The organism is Nocardiopsis suaedae, assembly GCF_027706745.1.
GTDB classification, from domain to species: Bacteria; Actinomycetota; Actinomycetes; order Streptosporangiales; family Streptosporangiaceae; genus Nocardiopsis_A; species Nocardiopsis_A suaedae.
The window spans coordinates 18,836-41,671 of the sequence record NZ_JAQFWP010000066.1 but is presented as its reverse complement, the minus strand read 5'-3'; the positions used below and the strand labels follow the sequence as shown (position 1 = coordinate 41,671).

The following is a 22,836-nucleotide window of genomic DNA, read 5'->3' as shown; positions in this document are numbered from 1 at the left end:
CCCGGCCCGGGCCCGTCAGCGGGGAACCAGCCGAGCCGCCCGACCACCCGGACCGCGAGGGGCCCGCCGGACGGCAGGCAGGCCCGGGGAACCGGCCCGCTTCCGCCGTCGCCGCCAACCACCCCGACCACGCACACACCCGGCGGCCGACAGCGTTACCGCTTGGGTCTCCGACCTCCGTCGTCGCCGCCTTCTACCCCGCACCCCGGTGGCCCGGCGGACGGCCAAGGCCCGTCAGCGGGGCGCCGGCCGAGCCGTCGCCTGGAGCGTGAGTAGCCCGCCGGACGGTGGGTCCGGCGGGGCCCGTGCGGGGAGTGCTCAGGGCACGATCAGCACCAGCGCTTCGGCGATCAGGGCCGGGCGCTCCTCGCCCTCGATCTCCACGGTGTGCTCCATGGTCAGCACGACGCCCTTGTCCGTGGTGCGCGTCCCGGTCAGGCGGACGGTGTCGCGCACGCGCGACCCCTCCTTGACCGGCTGCAGGAAGCGGACCTTGTTCAGGCCGTAGTTGATCCCCATGGTGGGGGCCTTCTCCAGCGTGTACACCTGCGGGCCGAAGTGGGCCAGCAAGGACAGCGACAGGAACCCGTGGGCGATCGTCGTGCCGAACGGGCCTCCGGCGGCCTTCTCCCGGTCGACGTGGATCCACTGGTGGTCGCCGGTGGCGTCGGCGAAGCGGTCGATGCGGTCCTGGTCGATCCGGAGCCAGTCGCTGCTGCCGAGCTCCTCGCCCTCGGCGGCGATGAGCGCGTCAAGGTCGGCGAACGTGCGCATGGGCGGCACCTTCCTGATCGGTGGCGGTCGGTAGGGAGTGTGTCCCGGGTCACGACTCTAGCCCGTGACCGACCGATCGGTATGCCCGGGGCGCCCCTGGCTGCCGGAGGACCGCCGGAGGGCCGCCGACCGGCCGCCGACCGGCCGCCGACGCCCGGGGCGTCTGCGGTTCCGACGGGCCCGGGGCGGTCCCGGGCCCGGTGCACCATCCGTTCGTGGGATCGTCGTGCGCATGACCGAGTCGTGGGTGATCGAGGACGGCGGCGGTGCTCCGGTGTCGTCGGGCGCGGTGCGGGAGCGCTTCGGGCGCGGGTCGCCGAAGGGTGCCATGAGACGTGGCTGGCGAGCTCGTCCGGACGCCTTCTGGCCTTCGTGGCCAACGGGGAGCGGGTGATGGTGTCCCTGCTCGACGAGGAGGGCGACCCCGGTGAGCACGCCGTTGATCCGGGAGCCGAGGGGACGAGCGGCGGCTTCGTCCTCTCCAACGGTCAGCACGACGAGTACCGGGACGAGGACACCGTTCCGCTCGAAGAGGCGCTCAGGATCGTCGGCCACCTCGTGGGCGAGGGTTCCTGGCCGCCCGACGCGTCCCGTGCGGTCGACCGCTGACGCGGCGCGCCGACGTCGGACCCACGGGTTCCCCAGGGCGACGACCTCGACGGCTGTGCCACCGAATCCGCTGGTGAGTTCGAGTGTTCAGCGCACCTTCTTCAGGCGTGCCTACCGCTGAGAGGGGTGTGCGGTCGGACTCGCCGCGTGGGCCCCTAGCCGCGCTCGCCACCTCCCCCGGCCGCCGGAAGGGCGGCGCTCACATCGGGTCATCGGGGGGTCCGTGGGTCCGGCGGCCGGTCGGTCCCGGCCTCCGCGGACGCGGTGCGGTCCTCCTCGGCGGGTGTCGGGCGGCCGCGTGGCGGCGGGACCCGGCGCAGCGGCGGACGCTCCTCCGGGGCGGCCTCGGCCGCCAGTTCCCGCACCCGGGCCAGGGTGAGGCCCAGCAGGCGGGCGGTGTCGTTCTCGTCCACCGCCGCCCCGCGCAGCGACCGCACGGCCTCGGCCACCGCGTCCGCGGCCCCTCGGCGCGCCTCGTCGGCCGTGTCCACCCGGCGCCTCGCGCGAAGGATCAGCCGGTCGGCCTCCCCGCCGACCGTGGGGACCACCTCCACCCGGGCCGCCGGGTCGCCCACGAACGCCCGCGCGACCGGAACGGCGTGCGCCAGATCCGGCGCCCAGGTCACCCCCGCGCCGACGATCCGCAGCTCCCAGCCGCCGTCCCATTTGCGGGCGTGAACGGTGTACGTCCCCATGCGTCCAGGCTACGCCGTGGTCGCGGAGCGTAGCCCCGCGTGCGCGCTCAGCCCGAGCGCTCGGGTGCCGCCGGGCGCGCCCGCACGAGGGTCGCCGAGTCCAGCGCCACCGACCGCAGCACCCGCGTGTCGACCTCGTGCCCCAGCCCCGGCGCGGCCAGCGGCACCGGCGCGATGCCGTCGTGCGCCCGCACCGGCGGGTCGACCAGCTCGCGGGGCGCGCGCACGCCCGCCCCGGGCATCTGGCTGGGGAAGGTCACCGAGGAGAGCGAGGCCAGGGCCACCGTGGCCGCGCGGCCCACCCCGGAGGCCTGCTCCTCGCCGCACCACACGTCCCACCCGGCATCGGCCGCCCGGTCGGCGGCCCGCCGCGCCGGGGTCAGCCCGCCCAGCCGCGACGGCGACAGGTTGAGGGCGCCGCCCGCCTCGGCCTGCACCGCCGCCTCCAGGGACTCGGAGGAGTCCACCGAGGCGGCCAGCGCGACCGGGGTCCCCATCTCACGGTGGAGCCGGGCGTGCGCGGCCAGGTCGTCGGCGGCGAACGGCTGCTCCAGGCAGAGCATCCCGTACTCGTCCAGCGCGCGCAGCGCCTCCAGGTCCTCGTCGGACTCGGTGTACCTGCCCCCGGCGTCGGCCTGGAGCGCCAGGAACGGGTAGCTCTCGTGCACCGCGCGCACGGGCTCCAGGTCCCAGCCGGGGCCGATGCGCAGCCGCACCGCCCGGAACCCGGCCCCGACCTGCCGGTTGACCTCCATCACCAGCGACTCCAGGGAGGGCTGGCGGCCGACGGTCACCCCCGCGGTCACCGCCGTGCGCACCCCGCCCAGGGCGTGCGCCAGCGGGGTGGAGCGGCGCCGGCTCCACAGGTCCCAGCAGGCGGTGTCGAGCGCGGCGGCCGCCGCCGGGCAGGGGGCGAGCCCCGCCCAGGCGTCCGGCGCCTCGGTCGGCCGGTGCCAGGGGTGGCGCAGCAGCGCGGGGGCGAAGTCCTCGACCAGGCGCCGCCAGGAGTCGGCGTCGGCGTCGGGCATCTCGCCCCAGCCGCTGACCCCCTCGTCGTCGGTCACCCGCACCAGCGCGTGTCTGGCGCGCGGGGGGCGCCCGCCGCCGGTGCCGCCGCCCGAGCGCGACTGGGGCCGCGGGAGCCGGACCAGGGTCGCCTCGATCCCGGTCAGGCCCGCTCCGATCGCAGATCCGGTGGGTGACACGCGCGCTCCGCCTCCAAGGTGGCTCTGGTGGTGCGAGGGGAATCCCCCATAACGAAGGTATCCGCTCAGCACCGGCGGAACCACCGCGCAGACCGTCATCGCTGTGCGAAGAACACCGCACCGTGGCGCAGATCGCGGGTGTCGGCCGTGCCGAACCGGTGTGCCAGGGCCTCCCGCACCTCGGTGCGCTCGTGCGGCGCCAGGGCGAAGCGCGCGGGGGACAGGTGCCAGGAGAGCACCAGGCGCCCGCCGGGGCGCAGCACCCGGTGCAGTTCGTCGACGGCCGCGTCGAGGCGCGGCCACATGGCGACGGTGTTGACGCTCACGACGAGGTCCATGGACGCGTCCGGGGCGCCGGTGCGGTCGGCGGACCCGACCCGCACGCGCACCCGCCCTGCCCGCACGGCCGCGAAGTTGCGGCGCAGGGCCATCCGCACCATCTGCGGGGACGGGTCGACACCGGTCACCGTCCGCGCGCGCTCGGCCAGCATCCCCAGGAGCACGCCGGGCCCGTGGCCGACCTCCAGCACCTCGTCCTCGGGCGTGACGCCGCAGTAGGCCAGGACCTCGGCGTTCTGCCTCCGGTTGCCGCGGGCCATGAGCAGCCCGGCGAGCGGGCCGAGCGGCCCGCGCGGCAGGGCGAACGGGTTGCCGCTCGGGGCCTCTCCGGTCCAAAGCCGCCTGCGCTCCGACCCCACGATGGTGCCGCCCCTCCCTCGTGTCCGCCATGCCCGCCGTGTCCACGCGGAGAATCCGTGCTCTCGCCCATACCCGCGCACGGGGCGCGCCGCACCCGACAGGCCGCTCCTTGTTGATCTCGGGAGAAACGACCCTAAAACCGCGCCGGTAGCGTCGTTTCTCCCGAGATCAACGGGGAGGGCGCGGGACGGAGAAGGGCCGTGCGTCCGGGGCGGTGGACCCCGGGCGCACGGCCCCGTGCGGCCCCTCGGCGCCGCTCGCCCAAGACCTCTTCTAGGCCAGGACCTCCTCGCTTCTAGGCCAGGACCTCCTCGACGGTGCGGAACTTCAGCCCGTGGGCCTCGCCGACCGCCTCGTTGGTCAGGTCGCCGCCGACCGTGCTCAGCCCCTTGGCCAGGGCCGGGTCGTCGCGCAGCGCGTCCTTCCAGCCCTTGTCGGCCAGCGCCACCGCGTACCGCAGCGTGTCCTTGGTCAGGGCGTGGGTGGAGGTGTTGGGAACGGCGCCGGGCATGTTGGCCACGCAGTAGAACACCGCGTCGTGCACCGGGAACGTCGGGTCGGCGTGCGTGGTCGGGCGCGAGTCCTCGAAGCAGCCGCCCTGGTCGATGGCGATGTCCACGAGCACGGCGCCCGGCTTCATGCGCGACACCATCTCGTTGGTCACCAGCTTGGGCGCCTTGGCCCCGGGGATCAGCACCGCGCCGACCACCATGTCGGCCTCCAGCACCGCGCGCTCGAGCTCCAGCTTGTTGCTGGACAGGGTGCGCACCCGGCCCCGGTAGAGGTCGTCGGCGCTGCGCAGCTTGTTGACGTTCAGGTCGAGCAGGGTGACGTCGGCACCCATGCCCACGGCGATCTGCGTGGCGTTCATCCCGGACACCCCGGCGCCGATGACCGTGACCTTGGCCGGGCGCACGCCGGGCACGCCGCCCATGAGCACGCCGCGCCCGCCGTTGGGGCGCTGCAGGGTGGCGGCGCCCACCTGCGGGGCCAGCCGTCCGGCCACCTCCGACATGGGGGCCAGCAGCGGCAGCGAGCCGTCGGGGAGCTGCACCGTCTCGTAGGCGATCGAGGTGACCCCCTGCTCCAGCAGGGCGTCGGTGCAGGGGCGGGAGGCCGCCAGGTGCAGGTAGGTGAAGAGGGTCTGGCCCTCCCGCATCCGGTGGTACTCCTCGGCGACGGGCTCCTTGACCTTCAGCACCAGGTCGCCCTCGGCCCAGACGTCGTCCGCCGTGTCGAGGATGCGGGCGCCCGCATCCTCGTACTCCTGGTCGGTGATCGACGACCCCAGGCCGGCGCCGCGCTCGACGGCGACCGAGTGGCCGCGGGCCACCAGCTCGTGGACGCCTGCGGGGGTGATCGCCACCCGGTACTCGTGGTTCTTTACTTCGCGGGGCACGCCGACGCGCACGTGACTCCTCCTTGCATCGTCGTTGATACCCCTCAACTGTGGCGCGCCCGGTGACGGGGCGATATCTCCAACATGGCTACTCATCCCAGGTCATCTTGACACCTTGTAAAGTCGGGGTGTTGCGTGCGTCACGGACTGGCCGGGAGCGGGCCGCCGTGCTCGGCCGCGCGCGCCCGCGGGGCGGCCGCCGGGGCCGGGAACACCGACCGCCCGCCGACCCACGTCCGCTCCACCCGCCCGGTCAGCGTGTGGCCGGCGTAGGGCCCCGGGTCGTCGCCGGGCACGGTCTGGGCGGCCTCCGGGGCGAACGCCACCAGGTCGGCCTCGGCCCCCGGGGCGATGCGGCCCTTGTCCGCCAGCCCCAGCAGCTCCGCCGGGTTCGCCGACGTCCACCGGGCCACCGCGGCGAGGTCGAGCCCGCGCCGCCGCGCCGCCGTCCACAGCGCCGGCAGCGTCCACCCGATCGCCGCCACCCCGGTGCCCGGCCGGTGGCCCGACCCGATCGTGCGGATCGGGCAGTCGGCGTCGGACAGCAGCGCGGACCACAGCGCGTCCCGGTTGGCGCCCGAGCGCAGCGGCGGGCGGCACCGGAACGCGGGCGAGCCCTCGGGGACCGCCTCGACCGGGAGGCACAGGTAGTGCGGGCACGTGTGCGCGCTGAGCGCCACCCCGATCGCGCGGGCCGCGCCCAGGACCGCCGCGCACTCGGCCGCGGTGAACGGGGACACGTGGGTGCGGGTGCCCGCCACCCGCGCGGCCGCGATCACCCGCTCCAGCCCGCGCCGCTCGGCCCGCGCCGGGCGTGCGGCGGGCGCCGGGGCGGGCCCGCCGGGAGGCGCCGGGTCCAGCTCCCCGGCGTCCTCGGCGTGCACCAGCAGCGGCGCCTCCATCGCGGCGACCTCCATCATCGCCTTGCGCAGCGGGGCGTCGCCGATCGGTCCGCCCCCGGGGGCGCCGCCGTCCGACAGCGAGCAGTGGAACCCCGCCGCGCCCGCCGACCGCAGCTCGGCCAGGTCGGCCGGGGTGCTGCGGTCGGTGACCGCGCCCAGCAGGGCCACGTGCAGCAGGACCCCGGCCGCGGCGCTCTGGTGCTCCTGCAGCCCGGCCTCCCCGGTCAGCGGCGGCCCCACCGGCGAGGGCGCCACCGCCACGGCGGTGACCCCGCCGCGCACCGCGTCGGCGGCGGTGCGCAGGTAGCACTCGCGCAGCGGACGGCCCGGGGCCTGCACCACCACGTCCGGGTCGACCAGGCCCGGCAGCAGCGCGGCCTCCCCCAGGTCGACCTCCTCGCGGGCGGGCAGGCGGGCGCCGGGGGGCGCGACCGCGGCGATGCGGCCGCCGCGCAGGCCGACCGCCGCGGGGGCGGTGCCGTCGGGGGTGACGACGCGGCGGGAGCGGATGACGGTGTCCAACTGGGGCACGGAAACCCCCTTCGTGGTCGGTTTCGCGTTTCATGCTCGGTGCGCGGTCCGCCGTTCCCGGCGCGCGTGCGCGACGATTGCACGACGGTACCGCGATTCCGGGCGCCCCACCTTCGCCACCAGGGATTTCCCGCATTCCGTAGGGAGATGGGGGGACAAACGGGAATTGTCGTTCTCCGGAGCGGGAAAAGGGAAAGGGATACACGGAGGCGGGCCGTGGGACGATTCTTTCGCCGGGCCGCCGCCGGGCGGGCGCGGTGCGGAACGGCGGACGAGGAGGAGACCGTGGTGCGAACGGGGCCGGAACGGACGGCAGGGGCATGTCCGACACGGCGTAGTAGTGGCCGTACCCTGGTGGCCGGTGGCGGACGCGGATGACCGACCTCGCCCCCTGGCTGTGGAGCGGCCTCGGCCTTCTGGTCGGGGCGGCCGTCGCCGTCGTGGTCATCGCCCGCGTCCTCCGCTAGCGACACCGGCACCGAACCACGACGGAGTGGCCCTGTGGCTCCCCCACAGAAACCGAAGACGACGGACGCGGCGCGGCGCGGCGGCGACACCGCCGCCATCATCGGCGTGGCCGCGGTCGCGGTGTGCGCGATCGCGCTGATCGCCTCCCTGGTCGCCGGGGGAGCGGTCACCGCGCAGGTCATCCCCGGCCTGCCCGACCCCGGCTCGCTCACCCGCTGGGGGCTGCCGCTGGCCCGCAACCTCACCGCCCTGACCGGGGCGCTGACCGTGGGCCTGCTGCTGCTCGCCGCCGTGCTGCTGCCCTCCGAGCGCGGGCGGCTGGGCGCGAGCGCCACCGGGTACGTGCGCGCCGCCTCCTGGACCGCTCTGGCCTGGGCGGCGGCCGCGGCGGCGCGGCTGGTCTTCGAGCTGTCCAACATCCTGGGCCGGGTGCCCTCCGACGTGGTCGGCAACGAGCTCACCAGCTACGCCGGGCAGATCGCCGAGGGGCGCGCCCTGATGGCGGTGGTGCTGATCGCCACCGCGATCGCCCTGTTCGCGCGCACCGTCACCTCGGCCGCCGGGACGATGGGGCTGCTGGCCGCCGCCGTCGCCGCCCTCGTGCCCCCGGCGCTCACCGGCCACGCCGCCGCCTCGGGCAACCACGAGCTGGCCGTCACCGGGCTGGCGCTGCACCTGGTGGCGATCTCGGTGTGGGTCGGCGGCCTGGCCGCCGTCACCTACCACGGGCTGGTCCGCTCCGGCGGCGACGCGGCCGAGGCGGTGCGCCGGTTCAGCGCCGTCGCGCTGTGGGCCTACACCGGGGTCGCGGTCAGCGGGGTGGCGAGCGCGCTGAGCCGCCTCTACAGCCTCGACCAGCTCGTCAGCACCCCCTACGGCCTGATCCTCATGCTCAAGGTCGTGCTGTTCGCGGTGCTGGGCGTGCTGGGGTGGCGGCACCGGCGCTCCACCGTGCCGCGCATCGCCGAGGAGGGCGGGCGCGCGCTCTTCGCCCGCCTGGCCGGGGTGGAGCTGGTCATCATGGGCGCGGTCATGGGGCTGGCCACCACGCTCAGCCGCACCGCGCCGCCCGCGCCGGACGTGAGCGAGGTCGACGCGGCCACCGCCATCCTGGGCTTCCCGATCCCGCCGCCGATGAGCCTGCAGAGCCTGCTCACCCTGTGGCGGCCGGACCTGTTCTTCATCCTCGTCATCGCCGCACTGGGCGGGCTGTACGCGGCCGGCGTGGTGCGGCTGCGCCGCCGCGGCGACGGCTGGCCGGTCGTGCGCACCGTCTTCTGGTTCGCCGGGCTGCTGACCATGGTCGCGGTGATGCTCAGCGGGTTCGCGACCTACGCGATGGTGCTGTTCAGCACGCACATGCTGCAGCACATGATCACGTCGATGCTCATCCCGATCCTGCTCGTCCTGGGCGCGCCGGTGACGCTGGCGCTGCGCGCGCTCAAGCCCGCGCGGCGGCGCGGCGACCGGGGGCCGCGCGAGTGGCTCAACGCGTTCCTGCAGAGCCGCTTCTCCAAGGTGGTCACCCACCCGGCGGTGGCGACGGCGCTGTTCGTGCTCGGGCCGTACGCGGTGTACTTCACCCCGATCTTCCCGGCGCTCATGAGCGACCACATGGGCCACCTGCTCATGAACGTCCACTTCCTGCTGACCGGGTTCCTGTTCTACTGGACGATCATCGGCATCGACCCCGGCCCGCGGAAGCTGCCCTACCTGCTGCGGTTCGTGCTGTTGCTGGTCACCATGGGCATGCACGCCTTCTTCGGCATCACGATCATGATGCAGTCGGAGCCGCTGGCCATGGAGTACTACGGCCAGTTCGACATCCCCTGGAGCGAGGACGTGGCCGGGGACCAGTACCAGGGCGGCGGGTTCGCCTGGGCGGTGGGGGAGATCCCCACCCTGCTGGTGACGGTGATGATGATGCGCCAGTGGTCCCAGGACGAGGAGCGCACCGAGCGGCGGCGCGAGCGGCACAGCAGGCGCGACGGCTCCGACGACGCCGACCTGGACGCCTACAACGCCTACCTGCAGGAGCTGGAGCGGCGCTCCCGGAACGGGGGCTGAGCGCGCGCGGGAGGGCGGGGCCGACCGGGTCCGCGCTCCCGTCTGTCCGCCGTTCTCGTGTCGGCCGTTCTGCCCGCCGCAGAAACCCTTGGGGCCGCGGCGGCCGGTGCGGTTGGCTCGGGCCATGAACAGGTTCCGATTCGGAGTGAACTTCCGGGCCGCCGACATCGGCGACTGGGCCGAGGAGTCCCGCAGGACCGAGGCCATGGGGTACGACACCCTGGTCGCCCCCGACCACCTGGGGCACCCCTCCCCGTTCGGCATGCTGGCGGCGGCCGCCGCGGCCACCGAGCGCGCGCGGCTGGGCACGCTCGTCCTCAACAACGAGTTCTGGAACCCGGCGCTGCTGGCGAGGGAGGCCGCCACCGTCGACAGGCTGTCGGGCGGGCGCCTAGAGCTGGGCCTGGGGCTGGGCCACATGAAGGCGGAGTTCGAGGCGGCGGGCATCCCGTGGCGGGGGCACGCCGAGCGGCTCGCGGCCCTGGAGTCCTCCCTCGACGCGCTGGACGGCCTCTTCGCCGGGCAGGAGCCGCAGCCGGTGCAGAAGCCCCGGCCGCCGCTGCTCATCGGCGGGCACGGGGCCGCGACGCTGCGGCTGGCGGCCCGCCGTGCCGACATCATCGGCTTCGGCGGCCTGAGGCAGCGGCGCGGGGCGCGCATGGGCGTGTTCGACATCGACGGCCCCGCGGAGGTGCTGCGCCGCGTCGAGCTGGTGCGCGAGGAGGCCGGGGAGCGCGCCGCCGAGCTGGAGTTCAACGTGCTTGTGCAGGCGGTCGTGGTCACCGGCGACGCGGAGCGCGAGGCGGCGCGGCTGGCCGAGCGCTACGCGGGCGGAGGCGGCCTGGACACCGCGGCCGACGTCCTGGCCAGCCCGTTCGTGCTGGTGGGGACGGTCGACGAGATCGCGGCCGAGCTGCTGGCGGCCCGTGAGCGGTACGGCTTCTCCTACGTGACCGTGCACGGGGAGAGCCGCGAGGAGATGGCCCGGGTCATCCCGCGGGTGCGGGAGCTGGCCGGGGAGTGAGGGCGCGGCCCGGCACCGGTGCCGGCTCCGTAGGTCTCAGCTCAGGGCGAGCGCCAGCAGGGAGGCCGCCAGAGCGAGCACGGCGCTGACGGCCAGGCCTCCGAAGAGCACGGCCGCCGACGGGCGGGGGCGGTCGGCCGTTGACCGGCCCGCGCGGCGCATCACGGTGGGCAGCAGGGCGATGTTGGCGGCGTAGATGATGATCTCCACCGCCAGGGCGCTGATGAACGCCGTCCCGTACCCGGCGCCGGCGGCCAGCTCGCCCAGGGCTGCGGAGGCCGGGACGCCGAGGAGCACCGCGACCGAGACCGCGCCGAAGGCGACCCGCACCCCCTTGCGCGGGGCGCGGTCGCCCGCGACCAGCAGGAGCCCCAGGAGGGCCGCCATCATGACGGCGCCGACGATGCCGAAAAGGACGATGTTGACCAGCGAGTTCACAGCGTCATTGTCTCAGCTCCGCGCGGACCGGCCGACCCGCCCCGAGGTGAGCTGGACCGCACTGCCGAACCGGACCCCCACCAGCCGCCGGACGTCGTGCCGGGCCAGCACGGTGAGCGAGGCCGCGCCCGGCACCAGGGCGCCGGGGCCGCGCTCGCGGGCCCGGCACAGGCGCCGCCAGCGCCGGGTCTGGGCGCGGTGGCTCCTCGCGGTGACGGCCCGCCCGCGCGAACGCTGGGCGGACAGCGCTTCGTCGGGGGAGGCGTCGATCATCACCCCGTGGACGGTGTAGCCGCGCAGGCGGCCCAGCAGGGCCAGCAGCAGGCGCACCCACCGCCGGGTCCCGCTCTCGTGCACGGCGACCGGGCCGCCGCGCAGGGCGGCGGCGACCCGCAGCAGGTGCAGGACGTGCACCAGCCACCGCCAGAGGGTGTAGGGCAGGGCGGCCAGGGCGGGGGTGAGGCGCAGCCGGGACTGGTGGGAGTCGACGACGCGCACCTCGCCGCGCAGCACGGTGCGGTTCTCGGCCCCGGTGAGCCCGAAGAGGTGCCGGAGCAGCGTGCTCTTGCCCGCCCCGGGCACCCCGCAGACGAGCACCAGTGACCGCGCGGGGAAGGAGAGCACCCGGCCGGTGGTGACCGCAGAGGGCACGACGGAGGCGGCACCGGCGGAACCGGCACTCGGCACGCGTCCGACGGGCTCCGGACACTCGATCAAGGTGCTCATGCCTCTCAACCTCGCCAATGAGAGTAAGCCGCGAATAAGCCTGCCATGGGGGAGATGGAGGATTCGCCCGCCATCATCCTGCGGGCAGCGGGCGGAGTGAAGGGCGGTTTGCAGATGGGGAGGGGGACCATCGAAACGTTTTTTGGGATGGTTCGGGTTCTATTCCACCGTCCGTGTTCGTGGGTGCGTGGTGACTGGTGCTTGGTGGGGCCCACCCCGCCCTAGGGGGCGCGGTGGTCGCGGGCGTGGGGCCGTCCCCGGCGTCCGAACGGTGCGAGGAGCCTGCCCCAGCACGGACGATCCGCGGCGAGGACGGCGACGGCGACAGCGGGCGCTTCCGGGTCTTGCTTGCCGGGCGGCGGGTCGTTCGCGGTGCGGGTGGGTGGGGCGGCTGGGCAGGTCCCCCGCTCAAGGGCCCCGGCCGGGCGGCAGCCTGCCGGGGTGTCAGGGAGGAGGCGGCGACGAGGAGAGGTCCGCGGCACGTCCGGTAGCGCTGTCGGGTGGCAGGCGTGCGGGTGGTCGCCGTGTTGGGCAGCAACGGCGACAGCCGGGCGGTTCCCCGGCCCTGCTTGCCGGGCGGCGCGCCGCTCGCGGTCGGGGTGGGCGGAGCGGCGGGCAGAGGTCGCGCTCTTCGACACCCGGGGCGACCCCCGGGACCGCACCACGACCCCTGGCAGGCCCGTGACCTGGGTAAACACTCCGCGTTAAGGGTGTCAGGGGGCGGGAAGCGCGCTCAGCGACGCCTGCGGAGGCCCCGAGCGCACTAAGACGACGATTCCAGAACAGGTTCTCGAAGCGAGATGCCCGTTTCCTGCGCGAATGAGAGGTGCGGGCCGGGCGCGGGGGCGCCCCGCGAGGCACTCGAGGGGGCACGTCGGTCCGATATCGGCTACAGGGAGTGATGTCGGGCCCGCCAATCGGGTCAGGTGCACCGTTGAGGGGCCTTCTGGTGGCAGAACGTGTTCTGGAATCGCGATGACCGCACGCCCGGCCCCCTTCCGGGCTCTCCCTGGGTGTCGGGCAGGGGGCGAGGGGAGTCCCGGCGCCCCGGGAACCAGGCAAAGCGGGCACCGGACCGGAAACCCCCGATCCGGACACCGCGGGCGGGTCAGGGGCAGCCTGCGTGGCGGAATCGCCACACGATCACGCTTAGAGTGTCGATTTCACCCCACGGGACGGCCGGACCCTCCTTGCTGTGCCCGGTGCGCCCGGAATGTCCGGGATCCCGGTGTCGTGCGGGCCGGGGGCGAGGAGGGTGGTGGTTCCGCCGCCTGATCGCCTCTGAGACGGACCTTTCACCACGCTGGGCGGCGGTGGATTGGGGCCGGTCCCGGCGGATCCGTCAGCGTCGACCCGACGGGCTGCGGATAGTCCATCAAGGCACTCATTTGCCGACCGACTTCAGGACGCGAACAACCCTGGCATGAGGGCGGGAACGGCCGGTGTCTCGCTCCGAGCTGTTCGCCCCCCGGCGATGATCTTGGCGAAAGTGCTGTCATTCCGGTGGCTTCGGCAGCACCTCTGTCGAGGTCATCGCGAGGGTGGCTCGTGCTCGTCCACCGCGCCGTTCAGGATCACCGTGGAGAGGTCGCGGAGGGCCCGGATGTCCGCGGTGGGGTCGGCGCTGAGCACGAGCAGGTCGGCGCGCTTGCCGGGGGCCACCGTGCCGAGGTCGGAACGGGCGAGCTGTCGTGCCGCGCCGCTGGTGCCCGCGGCCAGCACTTGGGCGGGCGCCATCCCTGCCGCCGCCATGAGTTCGGCCTCCTCCAGGGTGTTGGCCCCGAAGAGGCCCCGGCCGCTGAAGGTGTCGCTGCCGAGGGAGATGGGCACGCCGGCATCGGCGACCTTCTTGAGATTGCCGCGGGCGTCCGGGTGGGCGTCGTCGATCCAGAGGGTGGGCGTGTAGGTGGTGCCGTGGTCGAGCATCAGGTCGATGAGCGACCGGTCCGTGAGGGGGTCGACGGTGACGCCGTGCTCCAGGCCGTCCGCGCCGGCCTCGACCGCCTCGCGTGCCGCGGCCTGCTGGGTGGTGTGCACGGTGACCCGAAGGCCCCGCTCGTGCGCGGCCTCGATCCCCGCTCGGAGGAGGGCGAGGGGGAGCCGTTCCAATGCGACACCGTCCGGGAAGGCGGGGTTCCGCCACAGGTACTCCGGGCCGCCGGAGTGGGCACACGCGCCCTCCGACAGGAGTTTGACCGCGTCCACCCCGCGGTCGGCGAGGTCATGCACCAGGTCGCGGATCTGCTGGACGCTCTCGACCTCTCCGGTGAAGCGCTCGCGTGCCCACGGGTTGCCGCTGAAGACGGTGGAGGCGGGGTGCCCGTCGCGTCCGGTGATGCCGCATCCGGTCGCCAGCAGTCGCGGGCCCCGGAGTGCGCCTGCGGCGATTCCGTCCCGCGTGGCGAGGATGCCGTCCGTCGGGTCGCCGACCGACTTGATGGTGGTGACCCCGTGGTCGAGGAACAGGCCGAGCTTCTCGGGGAGCTCGTGCTCCTCGAAGGCCCGCATCGAAGCCGGGTCGGAGACCCTGAGCACGTCGTAGAAGTGGATGTGCGTGTCGATGAGGCCGGGCACGACCCATCCTCCGGCGGCATCCACCTCGTGTGCGCCCTGGAGCGGCTCGGTCGAGACGGAGGTGATCTCACCGCCGTCGACGGCGATGTCGTGCAGGCCGTCGAGCGTTCGGCGGCCGTCGAATACATGTGCGCGGCGGACCACGAGGTCATGGGCCGCTGAGGCCGTGCTGAACCCCTGGGGCATCGCTCTCACTCCTCATGAACTGTAATTGTTGTAGTTACAGTTTTGTCGTGCGTCGCGGTGCCGACGTCACCGCTCGGTCAGTGGTCCGCCGGTTCCTTGTCGGCGGCCAGGATCCGCTGCAGCAGGTCGGCGACCGTCGTTCGGTCGAGCCGCTCCTCCAAGGCCCGTTCGGCGCTCTGGAACTCGGCGTCGAGCAGGTCGCCGATGTTGCGCCCGACCTCGCACGCCCCGCTGGGCGGACGGGTATGCCGGGAGAAGATCCGCCCCTCCTCGACGGCGACGTACGCGTCATAGAGGGTGATGTTCCGCGGCGGGCGGGCGAGGGACCAGCCGCCCCCGCGGCCCTCGGTGGACCACACGAGGTCGGCGTCCCGCAGGCGGCCGAGGACGCGCCGCACCATGACCGGGTTGCTCTCCAGGCTGTCCGCGATCTCCGCGGAGGTCAACGAGCCCTCACGCCGGTTCGCCAGCATCGCGAGCGCGTGGATCGCGACCGCGCTCCTGCTGCTGAGCCCCGCCAAGTCCCGCTCCCGTCGTCGCGGCCGGTTTACCGCAACCATAGTAGTTGCGGTAAACCGGCCGCGACCCGGGGCCGCCCCTCACCCCGTCTGCTCCAGGCGGGAGCCGGACGGGGTCTTGTGGACTCTGAGGCGGGTCGTGATCCTTGTCCGGAGGTCCGCGACGTGGCTCACCACTCCCACCGCCCTTCCTCCGTCCCGCAGGCGGTCGAGGACGTCGAGCACCTCTTCCAAGGTCTCCTCGTCCAGGGTGCCGAAGCCCTCGTCCACGAACAGGGTGCCGATGTCGGTGCCGCCCGCCTCCTGAGTCGCCACATCGCCGAGGCCCAAGGCCAGCGACAGGGACGCGATGAACGTCTCGCCCCCCGACAGCGTCGCCGGGTCGCGCTCCAACCCCGTCCACGCGTCCAGCACCCGCAGCCCCAGGCCGCCGCCCGAGCGGGAGCGGTCGCCCGCCGCCTTGTCCACCGTGTGGCGCAGCTCGTACCTGCCGCCCGACATCGTCGTCAGCCGGTCGTTCGCCGCCGCCACCACCTGGCGCAGCCGTGCCGCCAGCACGTACGACGACAGCCGCACGCTCTCCCGGTTGGCCGGGGACGTGCCCGCCGCCAGGCGCGCCAGGCCGTCGGCGACCCGGTGCCGCTCGCGCGCCGGACGGGAGGCGGTCAGCCGCTCCGACAGCTCCCCGCGCAGGTCCGCCAGGCGCTCCGCGCGCCGCGCCAGGCGGTCACGCCAGGCCGCGGCGTGCTCCGAGGCGGCCTCGGCCCGGTCCGCCCCCTCCCGGAGGGCGTCCAGGTCGGGCGCCGGCGCCTCGGCCTCCGCCACGGGCATGTCGGCCAGCACGGCCCGCACCGCCGCCAGCTCCTCGTCGTAGGCGCGCGCCCGCTCGCGCAGCGCCGCGCGCCCGTCCTCGGCGCGGTCGGCGCTGCGCACCTCGGCCTCCTCGGCGAACCCGGCCTCCACCGCCGCCCGCCGCGCCTCGTCCTCGGCCGTGCGCCGCTCCTCGGCGGCCGACGCCCGGCGGTCCAGCGCCTCGGCCGCCGACTGCAGCAGCCCCGCCTCGCCCTCCAGCCGCGCCAGGCGCGCCTTCAGGTCGGCGTCCTGCCCGCGGGCCGCCTCCAGGCGCTCGGCCAGCCGGTCGGCCTCGGCCTGCCGGGCCGCCCGCCGCTCGGTCTGCTCGGCCAGGTCCGCCGCCAGCGCGCCCTGGTTCTCCCGGGCGCGGTCCAGCTCCGCGTCGGCCCCGGCCAGCCGCTCCGCCGCCTGGGCCGCCCGCGCAGCCGCCGCGTCCAGCGCGTCCAGGGCGGCCTCGCGCGCCTCCACCTGCTCGGCGGCGCCCTCGGTGTCCCAGCCCCCTGCCGCGGCCTGCGCCGCCGCCAGCCGCTCGGCCAGCCCGGCCTCCGCGCCCTCCGCCTCGGTGCGGTGGTGCTGGGCCGCCTCGGCCGCGCGCTGCGCCCGCTCCTCGTCCTCCTGGGCCGGGCGGGCGGCGTCTCCGACGGCCGGGGCCGGGTGCTCGGCCGACCCGCACACCGGGCACGGCTCCCCGTCGTCCAGCCCTCCGGCCAGCTCGGCGGCCATGCCCTCGATCCGCAGGCGGCGGATGTCCAGCAGGTGGTCATGGGCGGTCTGCGCCGCGTCGACCGCCGTGACGCGCCGCGCCGAGGCCGCCGCCAGCTCCCCGGCGAGCCGCGCGGCCTCCCGGGCGGATGCGAGCCGCTGCCGGGCCAGCTCCAGCGCCTCGACGGCGGCCTCCCGCGGGCCGGTGCGGGCGCGCGCCTCGTCCAGCTCGGCGGCGAGCTCGGCCCGGCGCCCCGGCAGCTCGGCCGCCCGGCCCTTCCAGTACTCCAGCTCCTTGTCGGTCTTGCCGATGCGCGCGTCCAGCACCCGCACCTCGTCGCGGAGCTCGGCGCACCGCTCCACGTCGCCCTGCAAGTGGCGCAGGCGCGCCACTTCGTCCCGGCGGGTGCGCTCGGCCGTCCGCAGCGCGTCGGCGGGCGGCGCGGCGCCCACGCCGTCGAGCCCCGACACCAGGGACAGGCGCTCGGCGGCCGCCATCTCCGCCTTCTCCAGCTCGGTGCGGCGCTGGTCGGCCGTCCGCAGCAGCGGCACCACCGCGGCCGCGCGCTCGGCGGCGGCCAGCTCGGCGTCCCAGGCGCGCCGCTCGGCCGACCGGGCGACCAGCTCGGCCTCCCGCGCCGCCGCCTCGGCCCGACGCCGCCGCCGTTCGACCGCCGACCGGGCCTCCTCCAGCGCGGCGCGGGCCCGGTCCCGCTCGTCGGCGGCCCCCGCCGCCACCGGCCCGGCCTCGCGGGCGGCCGCCGCCGTGGCGCACGCCAGCTCCGCCGCCCACGGCACCAGGGCCTCCAGGTCCTCCTCGGCCTCTCCGGGCACCGGCGAGCGGCCCGCCTCGGCCAGGCGGTGCGCGGTGGCGCGCACCTCCTCCTCGGCGCCGGACGCGGCGCGCGACAGCGCGGCGGCGCGCTCGGCCAGCCACTTCTCCACGTCGGCGAAGATCCCGGCGTCGAAGATCCGCTCCAGTGACGCCACGCGCTCGCGGGCCCCCGCCCGCAGGAACCGCGCGAACTCGCCCTGCGGCAGCAGCACCACCTGGCAGAACTGGTCCAGGGTCAGCCCCAGCAGGTCCGAGACGATCTGCCCGGCCTCGTCGGGCCGGTTGGTCAGCCCCTTCCACCCGTCGGGGGTGGACTCGGTGACGACCGCCTTGGCCTTCTCCTCGGTGGTGCCCGAGCCGCGCAGTTTCGGGCGCCGCCAGGCGGGGGAGCGGGTGATCGACAGCCGCCGCCCGCGCACGGTCAGCTCCAGCGACACCTCCGGCCGCCGTCCGGGCGGGGCGTGCGTGGAGTGCGGCGACTTGGCCGCCTCCCGCACCCCGGGCACCCTGCCGTACAGCGCGAAGCAGACCGCGTCCAGCACCGAGGTCTTGCCGGCCCCGGTGGCGCCGTGGATGAGGAACAGGCCGCCGTCGCCCAAGCGGTCGAAGTCGACCGCCGCGGTGTCCGCGAACGGGCCGAAGGCCTGGACGGTGAGGGTGTGCAGACGCATCAGGGACGAGTCTCCCGGGCGGTGGGCGGAACGGTGGGGAAGGGGGCCGCGCAGGGACGGGCGGCGGTGACGGCGGGCGGTCGCATCAGGCGGACGCCTCCCGCGCGCGCAGCTCCTCGAAGGCGGCCTGCACCAGCTCCTGCTCCTCGTCGCAGGCGCCCTCGCCGCGCGCCCAGTCCACGAAGTCCATGACCAGCTCGGGCCCCGGCCGGTCGCGGTTCCCGCGCGCCCATTCCGGGTCGTCGCGGTCGGGCGCCCCCTCGGGCGCGAACTCCAGGTTCAGCACGTGCGGGAAGCGCTCGCGCAGCCGGTCCATCGGGAACGCGGGCCGCACCGGGTCGGTCAGCGTCACCTGGAGCCAGTGCCCGGTGTAGCCCTCCCACTCGGCCCCCGCGACCAGGTCCTCCAGCCGCCCGGACAGGCGGGCGAGCGGGCGCGGCACCGGTGCCTCGGCGAAGTCCGCGCGCACCGCCCCCGAACGGTCGATCTCCACCAGCCAGGACCCCTTGACGTGGCGCTCCTCGGAGAAGGAGTAGGCCAGCGGGGAGCCCGAGTAGCGCACCCGGTCCGACATGCGCTGGCGGCCGTGCAGGTGCCCCAGCGCCACGTAGTCCGCGCCGTCGAAGAGCGAGGCGGGCACGTGCGCCGCGCCGCCCACCGCGATGTCGCGCTCGCTGTCGGAGGGCGCGCCCCCGGTCACGAACGCGTGCGAGAGGACCACCGACCGCGTCCCCCGGGGCCGCTCGGCCAGGTCGGCGCGGACCAGGTCCATGGCGTGGCCGAGCACCGCCGGGTGGCCGCGCCCCTGCAGCCCCCAGTGCCGCCGGGCGATCTCCGGCTCCAGGTAGGGGATGCCGTAGAAGGCCACCGGCCCGTGCGCGTCGTCGAGCACCACGGGCGCGCCCACGCCCTCCAGGGAGCTGCGCAGGTGCACGCCCGCGGCGTCGAACAGGCCCGACCCGTAGTCGAGCCGGGCCATGGAGTCGTGGTTGCCGCTGATCAGCACCGCCCGCGCCCCGGTGCCGCGGATCCGGCGCAGCGCCTCGTCGAGCAGGCGCACCGCGTCCACCGGGGGCAGCGCCCGGTCGTACAGGTCGCCGGAGACCGCCACCGCGTCGACCCGCTCGGCGCGGACGGTCTCCACGAGGTGGTCGATGAAGGCGGCCTGGGCGTCCAGCAGGTTCTCCCGGTGGAAGGAGCGCCCCAGGTGCCAGTCGGAGGTGTGCAGGATCCGCATGTTCCGGGAGCGTACTGCAGGCGGCCGCCGGTGCGCGGGTGCAGTGCCGATCCTGGGGAGGACCGGCGCCGGGAAGGGGGGGTCAGTCCTTCTTGCGGGCCATGGTCAGGCCGTCCCCGACGGGCAGCAGCACCACGTCGGTGCGCTCGTCGGCCAGCGCCGTGTCGTTGAAGTCGCGGATGCCCTGCACCGCCGGGGCGTCCTCGGCGGGGTCCACCACGCGCCCGTGCGAGAGGGTGTTGTCGACCAGGATGATGCCGCCCGGCCGCATCCGCGGCACCAGTTCCTCCCAGTAGCCCACGTAGCCGGTCTTGTCGGCGTCGATGAAGGCGAGGTCGAAGGCGCGGGAGCCGGGGAGCGCCTGCAGCGTCTCCAGCGCCGGGCCCAGCCGCAGCTCGATCCGGTCGGACACGCCGGCCAGGTCCCAGTACCGGCGGGCCACGTCGGTCCACTCCTCGCTGACGTCGCACGCCAGCAGGGACCCGTTGCGCGCGTCCAGCCCGCGCGCGAGGCAGATGGAGGAGTAGCCGGTGAAGGTGCCGACCTCCACCGCGTCGTGGGCCCGCAGCATGCGGGCGACCATCGTCATGAACGTGCCCTGCTCGGGGCCGATCTGCATGCCGACGCTGTCGGGGAACAGCCGCGCCGTCTCCTCGGCGAGGTCGCGCAGCACCGGGTCGACCGGGGCGCTGTGCGCCACCAGGTATTCGTACAGTTCCGGGGTGAGGGACTCCGTGGTTCGCGTCACGGCGGCCATGCTATCGGGGGCCCGGTCAGGTGCGCGGGAGCAGCTCCGGCCAGTCGAACAGGTAGAACCCGTACAGCACGACCGCGATGGTCAGCGCGGGGGTGACGACGTTGCGCTCGACCTTGCCGTCGGTCTTGAAGCCCACGTTCTGCCCCACCCGGTAGCCGGTGAACGGCCACAGCAGCGGCACCCCCATGTGGGTGGCGATGTCCCCGGCGAAGTGCAGCAGGCAGCCCAGGGCCACCGCGGCGCCCAGCCACGTGTAGTCGGTGCCCGCGCTGTACAGGGCCAGGGTGATCCCGGCGGTGACCATGGCGTTGATGACGCCCGAGGCGGTCCGGTTCTTGTCCATGCCGAAGCCCAGGCCGTTGAAGGCGATGCCGACCAGCAGGAACACGAAGATCTGCGCGGCCATCTCCGACCAGAGCGTCGTCCCCTGCGCGATCGCTCCCATGAGCAGCGCGAACAGCAGGGAATGGGTGCCGTTGCGGTGGCCGCCGAACGCCCAGTTCAGAAAGGCGCCCAGGGTCTTGGTGAGGATTCCGTAGGTCTGGGTGATGGTGGCGCTCTTGTGGTCCAGGTCGGGGACGAGCGCGGCCCCGGCGCACACCAGGGCGCCCGCGATGATCTCTCCGGGACCCATGTGGAAGGTGATCCCCAGCACCTCGGTTCCGTCGAGAACGGGAACCAGTGCCATCCAGCCGACCGCGCCGCTGAGCGCGTGAGAGTGCCCCATCATGTGCGGCAACGCTAGCGGCCCCGGTCATTCATGGCGAATCGGCCCGGAAAAGGCGGTTTCGGTGTGCGGTTTCCTCCGATCCGAAAATGGCGCCCGCGGGGGAGGGGGGACCCGGAACCGAAGATCGTGAACATCCTGTGACGGTCAGGGTGTAAGTCGTTGACGCTTTTCTGTGCACGCTGGTAGACAACCAACAACCGGCCGCCCGGTTCGAGGTCCCCCCGTTTTCCCAGCGTGAAGGGGTCGCCGACCATGCCCACCGCTTTCCCCCCGATCCCGGCCCGCTCCTCCAGACCCTCCCGGCGGCCCGGCGGCCCCGGCCGCCCGCGCCCGGCCGCCCTGCGCGGCGCCGCCGCCGCGGCCGCGCTGGCCCTGGCCGCGGGCGCGGCCGCACCCGCCGCGGCCGACGCCGCCTCCCCCGAGGGCGACACCCTGACCGTGGCCATCTCCCAGCCGGTGGACACCCTCAACCCGTTCCTGGCCCAGCTGCTCATCTCCACCAGCATCCACAAGTCGGTCTACGAGCCGCTGGTCGCCTACGACGCCGAGACCAACGAGCCCACCGGCGCCGTCGCCGAGTCCTGGGAGACCTCCGAGGACGGCCTCACCTGGACCTTCACCATCCGCGAGGGGATGACCTGGAGCGACGGTGAACCCGTCACCGCCGAGGACCCCGCCTTCACCTACACCGCGATGATGGAGGACGAGGAGGCCGCCACCGCCAACGGCAACGCCGTGGCCAACTTCGAGACGGTCACCGCCGTCGACGACTCCACCCTGCGCATCGAGCTCGAAGAGCCGCAGGCCACCATGCTCTCCCTGGACGCGCCCATCGTCCCCGAGCACGTGTGGTCCGAGGTCGACGACTTCGGCGACTTCACCAACGAGGACTTCCCCGTCGTGGGCAGCGGCCCCTTCACCATCACCGGCCACGAGCCCAACCAGTCGATCACCCTGGAGGCCGACCCCGACTACTGGCGGGGCGCCCCCGAGTTCGAGCGGCTGGTCTTCCGCTACTTCGCCGACAAGGACGCCGAGGTCGAGGCGCTGCGCAAGGGCGAGGTGTCGCTGGTCGCCGGGCTCACCCCCGCCCAGGCCGACTCCCTCGAGGGCCAGGAGGGCATCAGCGTCAACAACGCCACCGGCAAGCGGTTCCAGGGCTTCACCATCAACCCCGGGGCCGAGACCCAGGACGGCGAGGAGTTCGGCGACGGCCACCCGGCCCTCCAGGACAAGACCCTGCGCCAGGCCATCATGATGGCCATCGACAAGGACGAGCTGGTCGAGAAGGTCTACGGCGGCTACGCCGAGCCCGCCGAGGGCTACATCCCCGCGCGCTACGACCGCTACTACTGGGAGCCCGAGGGCGAGGAGCGCCTCGACTTCGACGTCGACGCCGCCAACGCGATGCTCGACGAGGCCGGGTACGAGACGGGCGACGACGGCGTCCGCACCTCACCCGACGGCGACCGGCTCGAACTGCGCATGCACGTCCACAACGACCGCCCCGACTACGTCGCCATGGGCAAGATCTTCGTCGAGCGGCTGGCCGACATCGGCATCGAGGTGGACAACCAGACCGTCGACCCCGGCGTGCTCAGCGACGCCCTCTACAGCGCCGAGTACGACCTCATCTGGACGGGCTGGTCGGTCAACCCCGACCCCGACTACGTGCTGGGCATCCACACCTGCGACGCGCTGCCCGAGGAGCCGGGCACCATGCGCGGCGACGCCTACTTCTGCAACGAGGAGTACGACGAGCTCTACGACAAGCAGCTCGCCGCCTGGGACGACCCCGACCAGCGGGCCGAGTACATCAAGCAGATGCAGGCCGTGCTCTACGACGAGGCCGTGGTCAACGTCGTGACCTACGCCAACACCATGGAGGCCTACCGCTCCGACCAGATCTCCTCCATGCAGGTCCAGCCCGACCCGGGCGGCAACCTGTGGGGCCAGGACGGCCACTGGAGCTTCTCCACCGCCGTGCCCGCCGAGGGCGGCCAGGGCGGCGGCTCCCTGTCCGGCGGCGTGATCGCCGCGATCGCCGCGGCCATCGCCGTGGTCGCCGGAGGCGGCGGCTTCCTGGTGTGGCGCCGCCGCGCGGCCACCGCCGAGGACCGGGAGTGAGAGCCCGACCCTGACACGGACCGGGGCGGCGGCGCGGGATCCGCCGCCCCGGGCGCCCCGCCCGGCGGAACCGCCGCCCGCCCGCGGCCCCGCCCCGCCGACCACCCGCC

At 74.6% G+C, this 22,836-nt stretch carries 18 protein-coding genes; 4 read left to right on the top strand and 14 right to left on the bottom strand.

All coding sequences use genetic code 11. The features are described 5' to 3' along the window. Positions 1-318 precede the first annotated feature (318 nt). Positions 319-774, bottom strand: coding sequence for a MaoC family dehydratase (locus O4U47_RS25670; RefSeq protein WP_270680544.1), 456 nt, complete (start codon positions 772-774; stop codon positions 319-321). Between the two features lie 243 nt (positions 775-1,017). On the opposite strand from O4U47_RS25670, the gene O4U47_RS25665 reads away from it, so the two are divergent. Next, entirely contained in the window at positions 1,018-1,383 is a 366-nt protein-coding gene (locus O4U47_RS25665) for a hypothetical protein (RefSeq protein ID WP_270680543.1), read from the top strand. Between the two features lie 209 nt (positions 1,384-1,592). Here O4U47_RS25665 and O4U47_RS25660 read toward each other — a convergent pair whose 3' ends face one another. The 5 genes from O4U47_RS25660 to O4U47_RS25640 all read right to left on the bottom strand — a co-directional run bounded on the left by O4U47_RS25660 (position 1,593) and on the right by O4U47_RS25640 (position 6,814). After that, entirely contained in the window at positions 1,593-2,078 is a 486-nt protein-coding gene (locus O4U47_RS25660) for a hypothetical protein (RefSeq protein ID WP_270680542.1), read from the bottom strand. 47 nt (positions 2,079-2,125) lie between these two features. Next, the gene (locus O4U47_RS25655) at positions 2,126-3,283 is read right to left on the bottom strand and encodes an enolase C-terminal domain-like protein (protein WP_270680541.1); all 1,158 of its coding nucleotides are present in this window, start codon (positions 3,281-3,283) and stop codon (positions 2,126-2,128) included. Between the two features lie 95 nt (positions 3,284-3,378). Continuing rightward, positions 3,379-3,981: a class I SAM-dependent methyltransferase gene (locus tag O4U47_RS25650; RefSeq protein ID WP_270680540.1), complete on the bottom strand. Its 603-nt coding sequence runs from the start codon at positions 3,979-3,981 to the stop codon at positions 3,379-3,381. 296 nt (positions 3,982-4,277) lie between these two features. Beyond that, positions 4,278-5,393, bottom strand: coding sequence for an alanine dehydrogenase (ald, locus tag O4U47_RS25645; protein WP_270680539.1), 1,116 nt, complete (start codon positions 5,391-5,393; stop codon positions 4,278-4,280). A 128-nt stretch (positions 5,394-5,521) separates the two neighbouring features. Beyond that, complete coding sequence (locus O4U47_RS25640; protein ID WP_270680538.1) at positions 5,522-6,814, bottom strand: amidohydrolase family protein; 1,293 nt, start codon at positions 6,812-6,814, stop codon at positions 5,522-5,524. 501 nt (positions 6,815-7,315) lie between these two features. On the opposite strand from O4U47_RS25640, the gene O4U47_RS25635 reads away from it, so the two are divergent. Both O4U47_RS25635 and O4U47_RS25630 read left to right on the top strand, forming a co-directional pair. After that, positions 7,316-9,349, top strand: a complete 2,034-nt coding sequence (locus O4U47_RS25635) for a cytochrome c oxidase assembly protein (RefSeq protein WP_270680537.1) — start codon at positions 7,316-7,318, stop codon at positions 9,347-9,349. 124 nt (positions 9,350-9,473) lie between these two features. Then, entirely contained in the window at positions 9,474-10,373 is a 900-nt protein-coding gene (locus O4U47_RS25630) for a TIGR03621 family F420-dependent LLM class oxidoreductase (protein ID WP_270680536.1), read from the top strand. Between the two features lie 36 nt (positions 10,374-10,409). On the opposite strand, the gene O4U47_RS25625 is transcribed toward O4U47_RS25630, so the two are convergent. From O4U47_RS25625 to O4U47_RS25590, 8 genes are all read right to left on the bottom strand, one after another. Further along, complete coding sequence (locus O4U47_RS25625) at positions 10,410-10,811, bottom strand: hypothetical protein (RefSeq protein ID WP_270680535.1); 402 nt, start codon at positions 10,809-10,811, stop codon at positions 10,410-10,412. Between the two features lie 12 nt (positions 10,812-10,823). After that, positions 10,824-11,537 carry an AAA family ATPase gene (locus tag O4U47_RS25620; protein ID WP_408639028.1) on the bottom strand — a complete coding sequence of 238 codons (714 nt, stop codon included), beginning with the start codon at positions 11,535-11,537 and terminating at the stop codon, positions 10,824-10,826. 1,530 nt (positions 11,538-13,067) lie between these two features. Next, a complete protein-coding gene (locus tag O4U47_RS25615) occupies positions 13,068-14,297 on the bottom strand; it encodes an amidohydrolase family protein (RefSeq protein WP_270680534.1) in 1,230 nt (409 codons plus the stop codon). A 77-nt stretch (positions 14,298-14,374) separates the two neighbouring features. Then, on the bottom strand, positions 14,375-14,818 hold the full coding sequence (locus O4U47_RS25610; protein WP_270680533.1) for an Rrf2 family transcriptional regulator: 444 nt from the start codon (positions 14,816-14,818) through the stop codon (positions 14,375-14,377). Between the two features lie 78 nt (positions 14,819-14,896). Beyond that, entirely contained in the window at positions 14,897-17,875 is a 2,979-nt protein-coding gene (locus tag O4U47_RS25605; RefSeq protein WP_270680532.1) for an AAA family ATPase, read from the bottom strand. Between the two features lie 85 nt (positions 17,876-17,960). Continuing rightward, positions 17,961-19,112 carry an exonuclease SbcCD subunit D gene (locus O4U47_RS25600; RefSeq protein WP_270680531.1) on the bottom strand — a complete coding sequence of 384 codons (1,152 nt, stop codon included), beginning with the start codon at positions 19,110-19,112 and terminating at the stop codon, positions 17,961-17,963. An 82-nt stretch (positions 19,113-19,194) separates the two neighbouring features. Further along, positions 19,195-19,869 (bottom strand): O-methyltransferase, encoded by a 675-nt coding sequence (locus O4U47_RS25595; protein WP_270680530.1) that lies wholly within the window; start codon positions 19,867-19,869, stop codon positions 19,195-19,197. Positions 19,870-19,885: 16 nt separating this feature from the next. After that, the gene (locus O4U47_RS25590; protein ID WP_270680529.1) at positions 19,886-20,599 is read right to left on the bottom strand and encodes a metal-dependent hydrolase; all 714 of its coding nucleotides are present in this window, start codon (positions 20,597-20,599) and stop codon (positions 19,886-19,888) included. A 252-nt stretch (positions 20,600-20,851) separates the two neighbouring features. Here O4U47_RS25590 and O4U47_RS25585 point away from each other — a divergent pair, with 252 nt between their 5' ends. Continuing rightward, positions 20,852-22,726 carry an ABC transporter substrate-binding protein gene (locus O4U47_RS25585; protein ID WP_270680528.1) on the top strand — a complete coding sequence of 625 codons (1,875 nt, stop codon included), beginning with the start codon at positions 20,852-20,854 and terminating at the stop codon, positions 22,724-22,726. Positions 22,727-22,836: the final 110 nt, after the last annotated feature.

What these genes read in the sequence shown, in the direction of transcription:
- O4U47_RS25605 (WP_270680532.1), bottom strand. Translation starts at nt 17,875, where the DNA reads ATGCGTCTGCACACCCTCACCGTCCAGGCCTTCGGCCCGTTCGCGGAC.
- O4U47_RS25600 (WP_270680531.1), bottom strand. Translation starts at nt 19,112, where the DNA reads ATGCGGATCCTGCACACCTCCGACTGGCACCTGGGGCGCTCCTTCCAC.
- O4U47_RS25620 (WP_408639028.1), bottom strand. Translation starts at nt 11,537, where the DNA reads ATGAGCACCTTGATCGAGTGTCCGGAGCCCGTCGGACGCGTGCCGAGT.
- O4U47_RS25590 (WP_270680529.1), bottom strand. Translation starts at nt 20,599, where the DNA reads ATGATGGGGCACTCTCACGCGCTCAGCGGCGCGGTCGGCTGGATGGCA.
- O4U47_RS25670 (WP_270680544.1), bottom strand. Translation starts at nt 774, where the DNA reads ATGCGCACGTTCGCCGACCTTGACGCGCTCATCGCCGCCGAGGGCGAG.
- O4U47_RS25660 (WP_270680542.1), bottom strand. Translation starts at nt 2,078, where the DNA reads ATGGGGACGTACACCGTTCACGCCCGCAAATGGGACGGCGGCTGGGAG.
- O4U47_RS25585 (WP_270680528.1), top strand. Translation starts at nt 20,852, where the DNA reads ATGCCCACCGCTTTCCCCCCGATCCCGGCCCGCTCCTCCAGACCCTCC.
- O4U47_RS25630 (WP_270680536.1), top strand. Translation starts at nt 9,474, where the DNA reads ATGAACAGGTTCCGATTCGGAGTGAACTTCCGGGCCGCCGACATCGGC.
- O4U47_RS25595 (WP_270680530.1), bottom strand. Translation starts at nt 19,869, where the DNA reads ATGGCCGCCGTGACGCGAACCACGGAGTCCCTCACCCCGGAACTGTAC.
- O4U47_RS25615 (WP_270680534.1), bottom strand. Translation starts at nt 14,297, where the DNA reads ATGCCCCAGGGGTTCAGCACGGCCTCAGCGGCCCATGACCTCGTGGTC.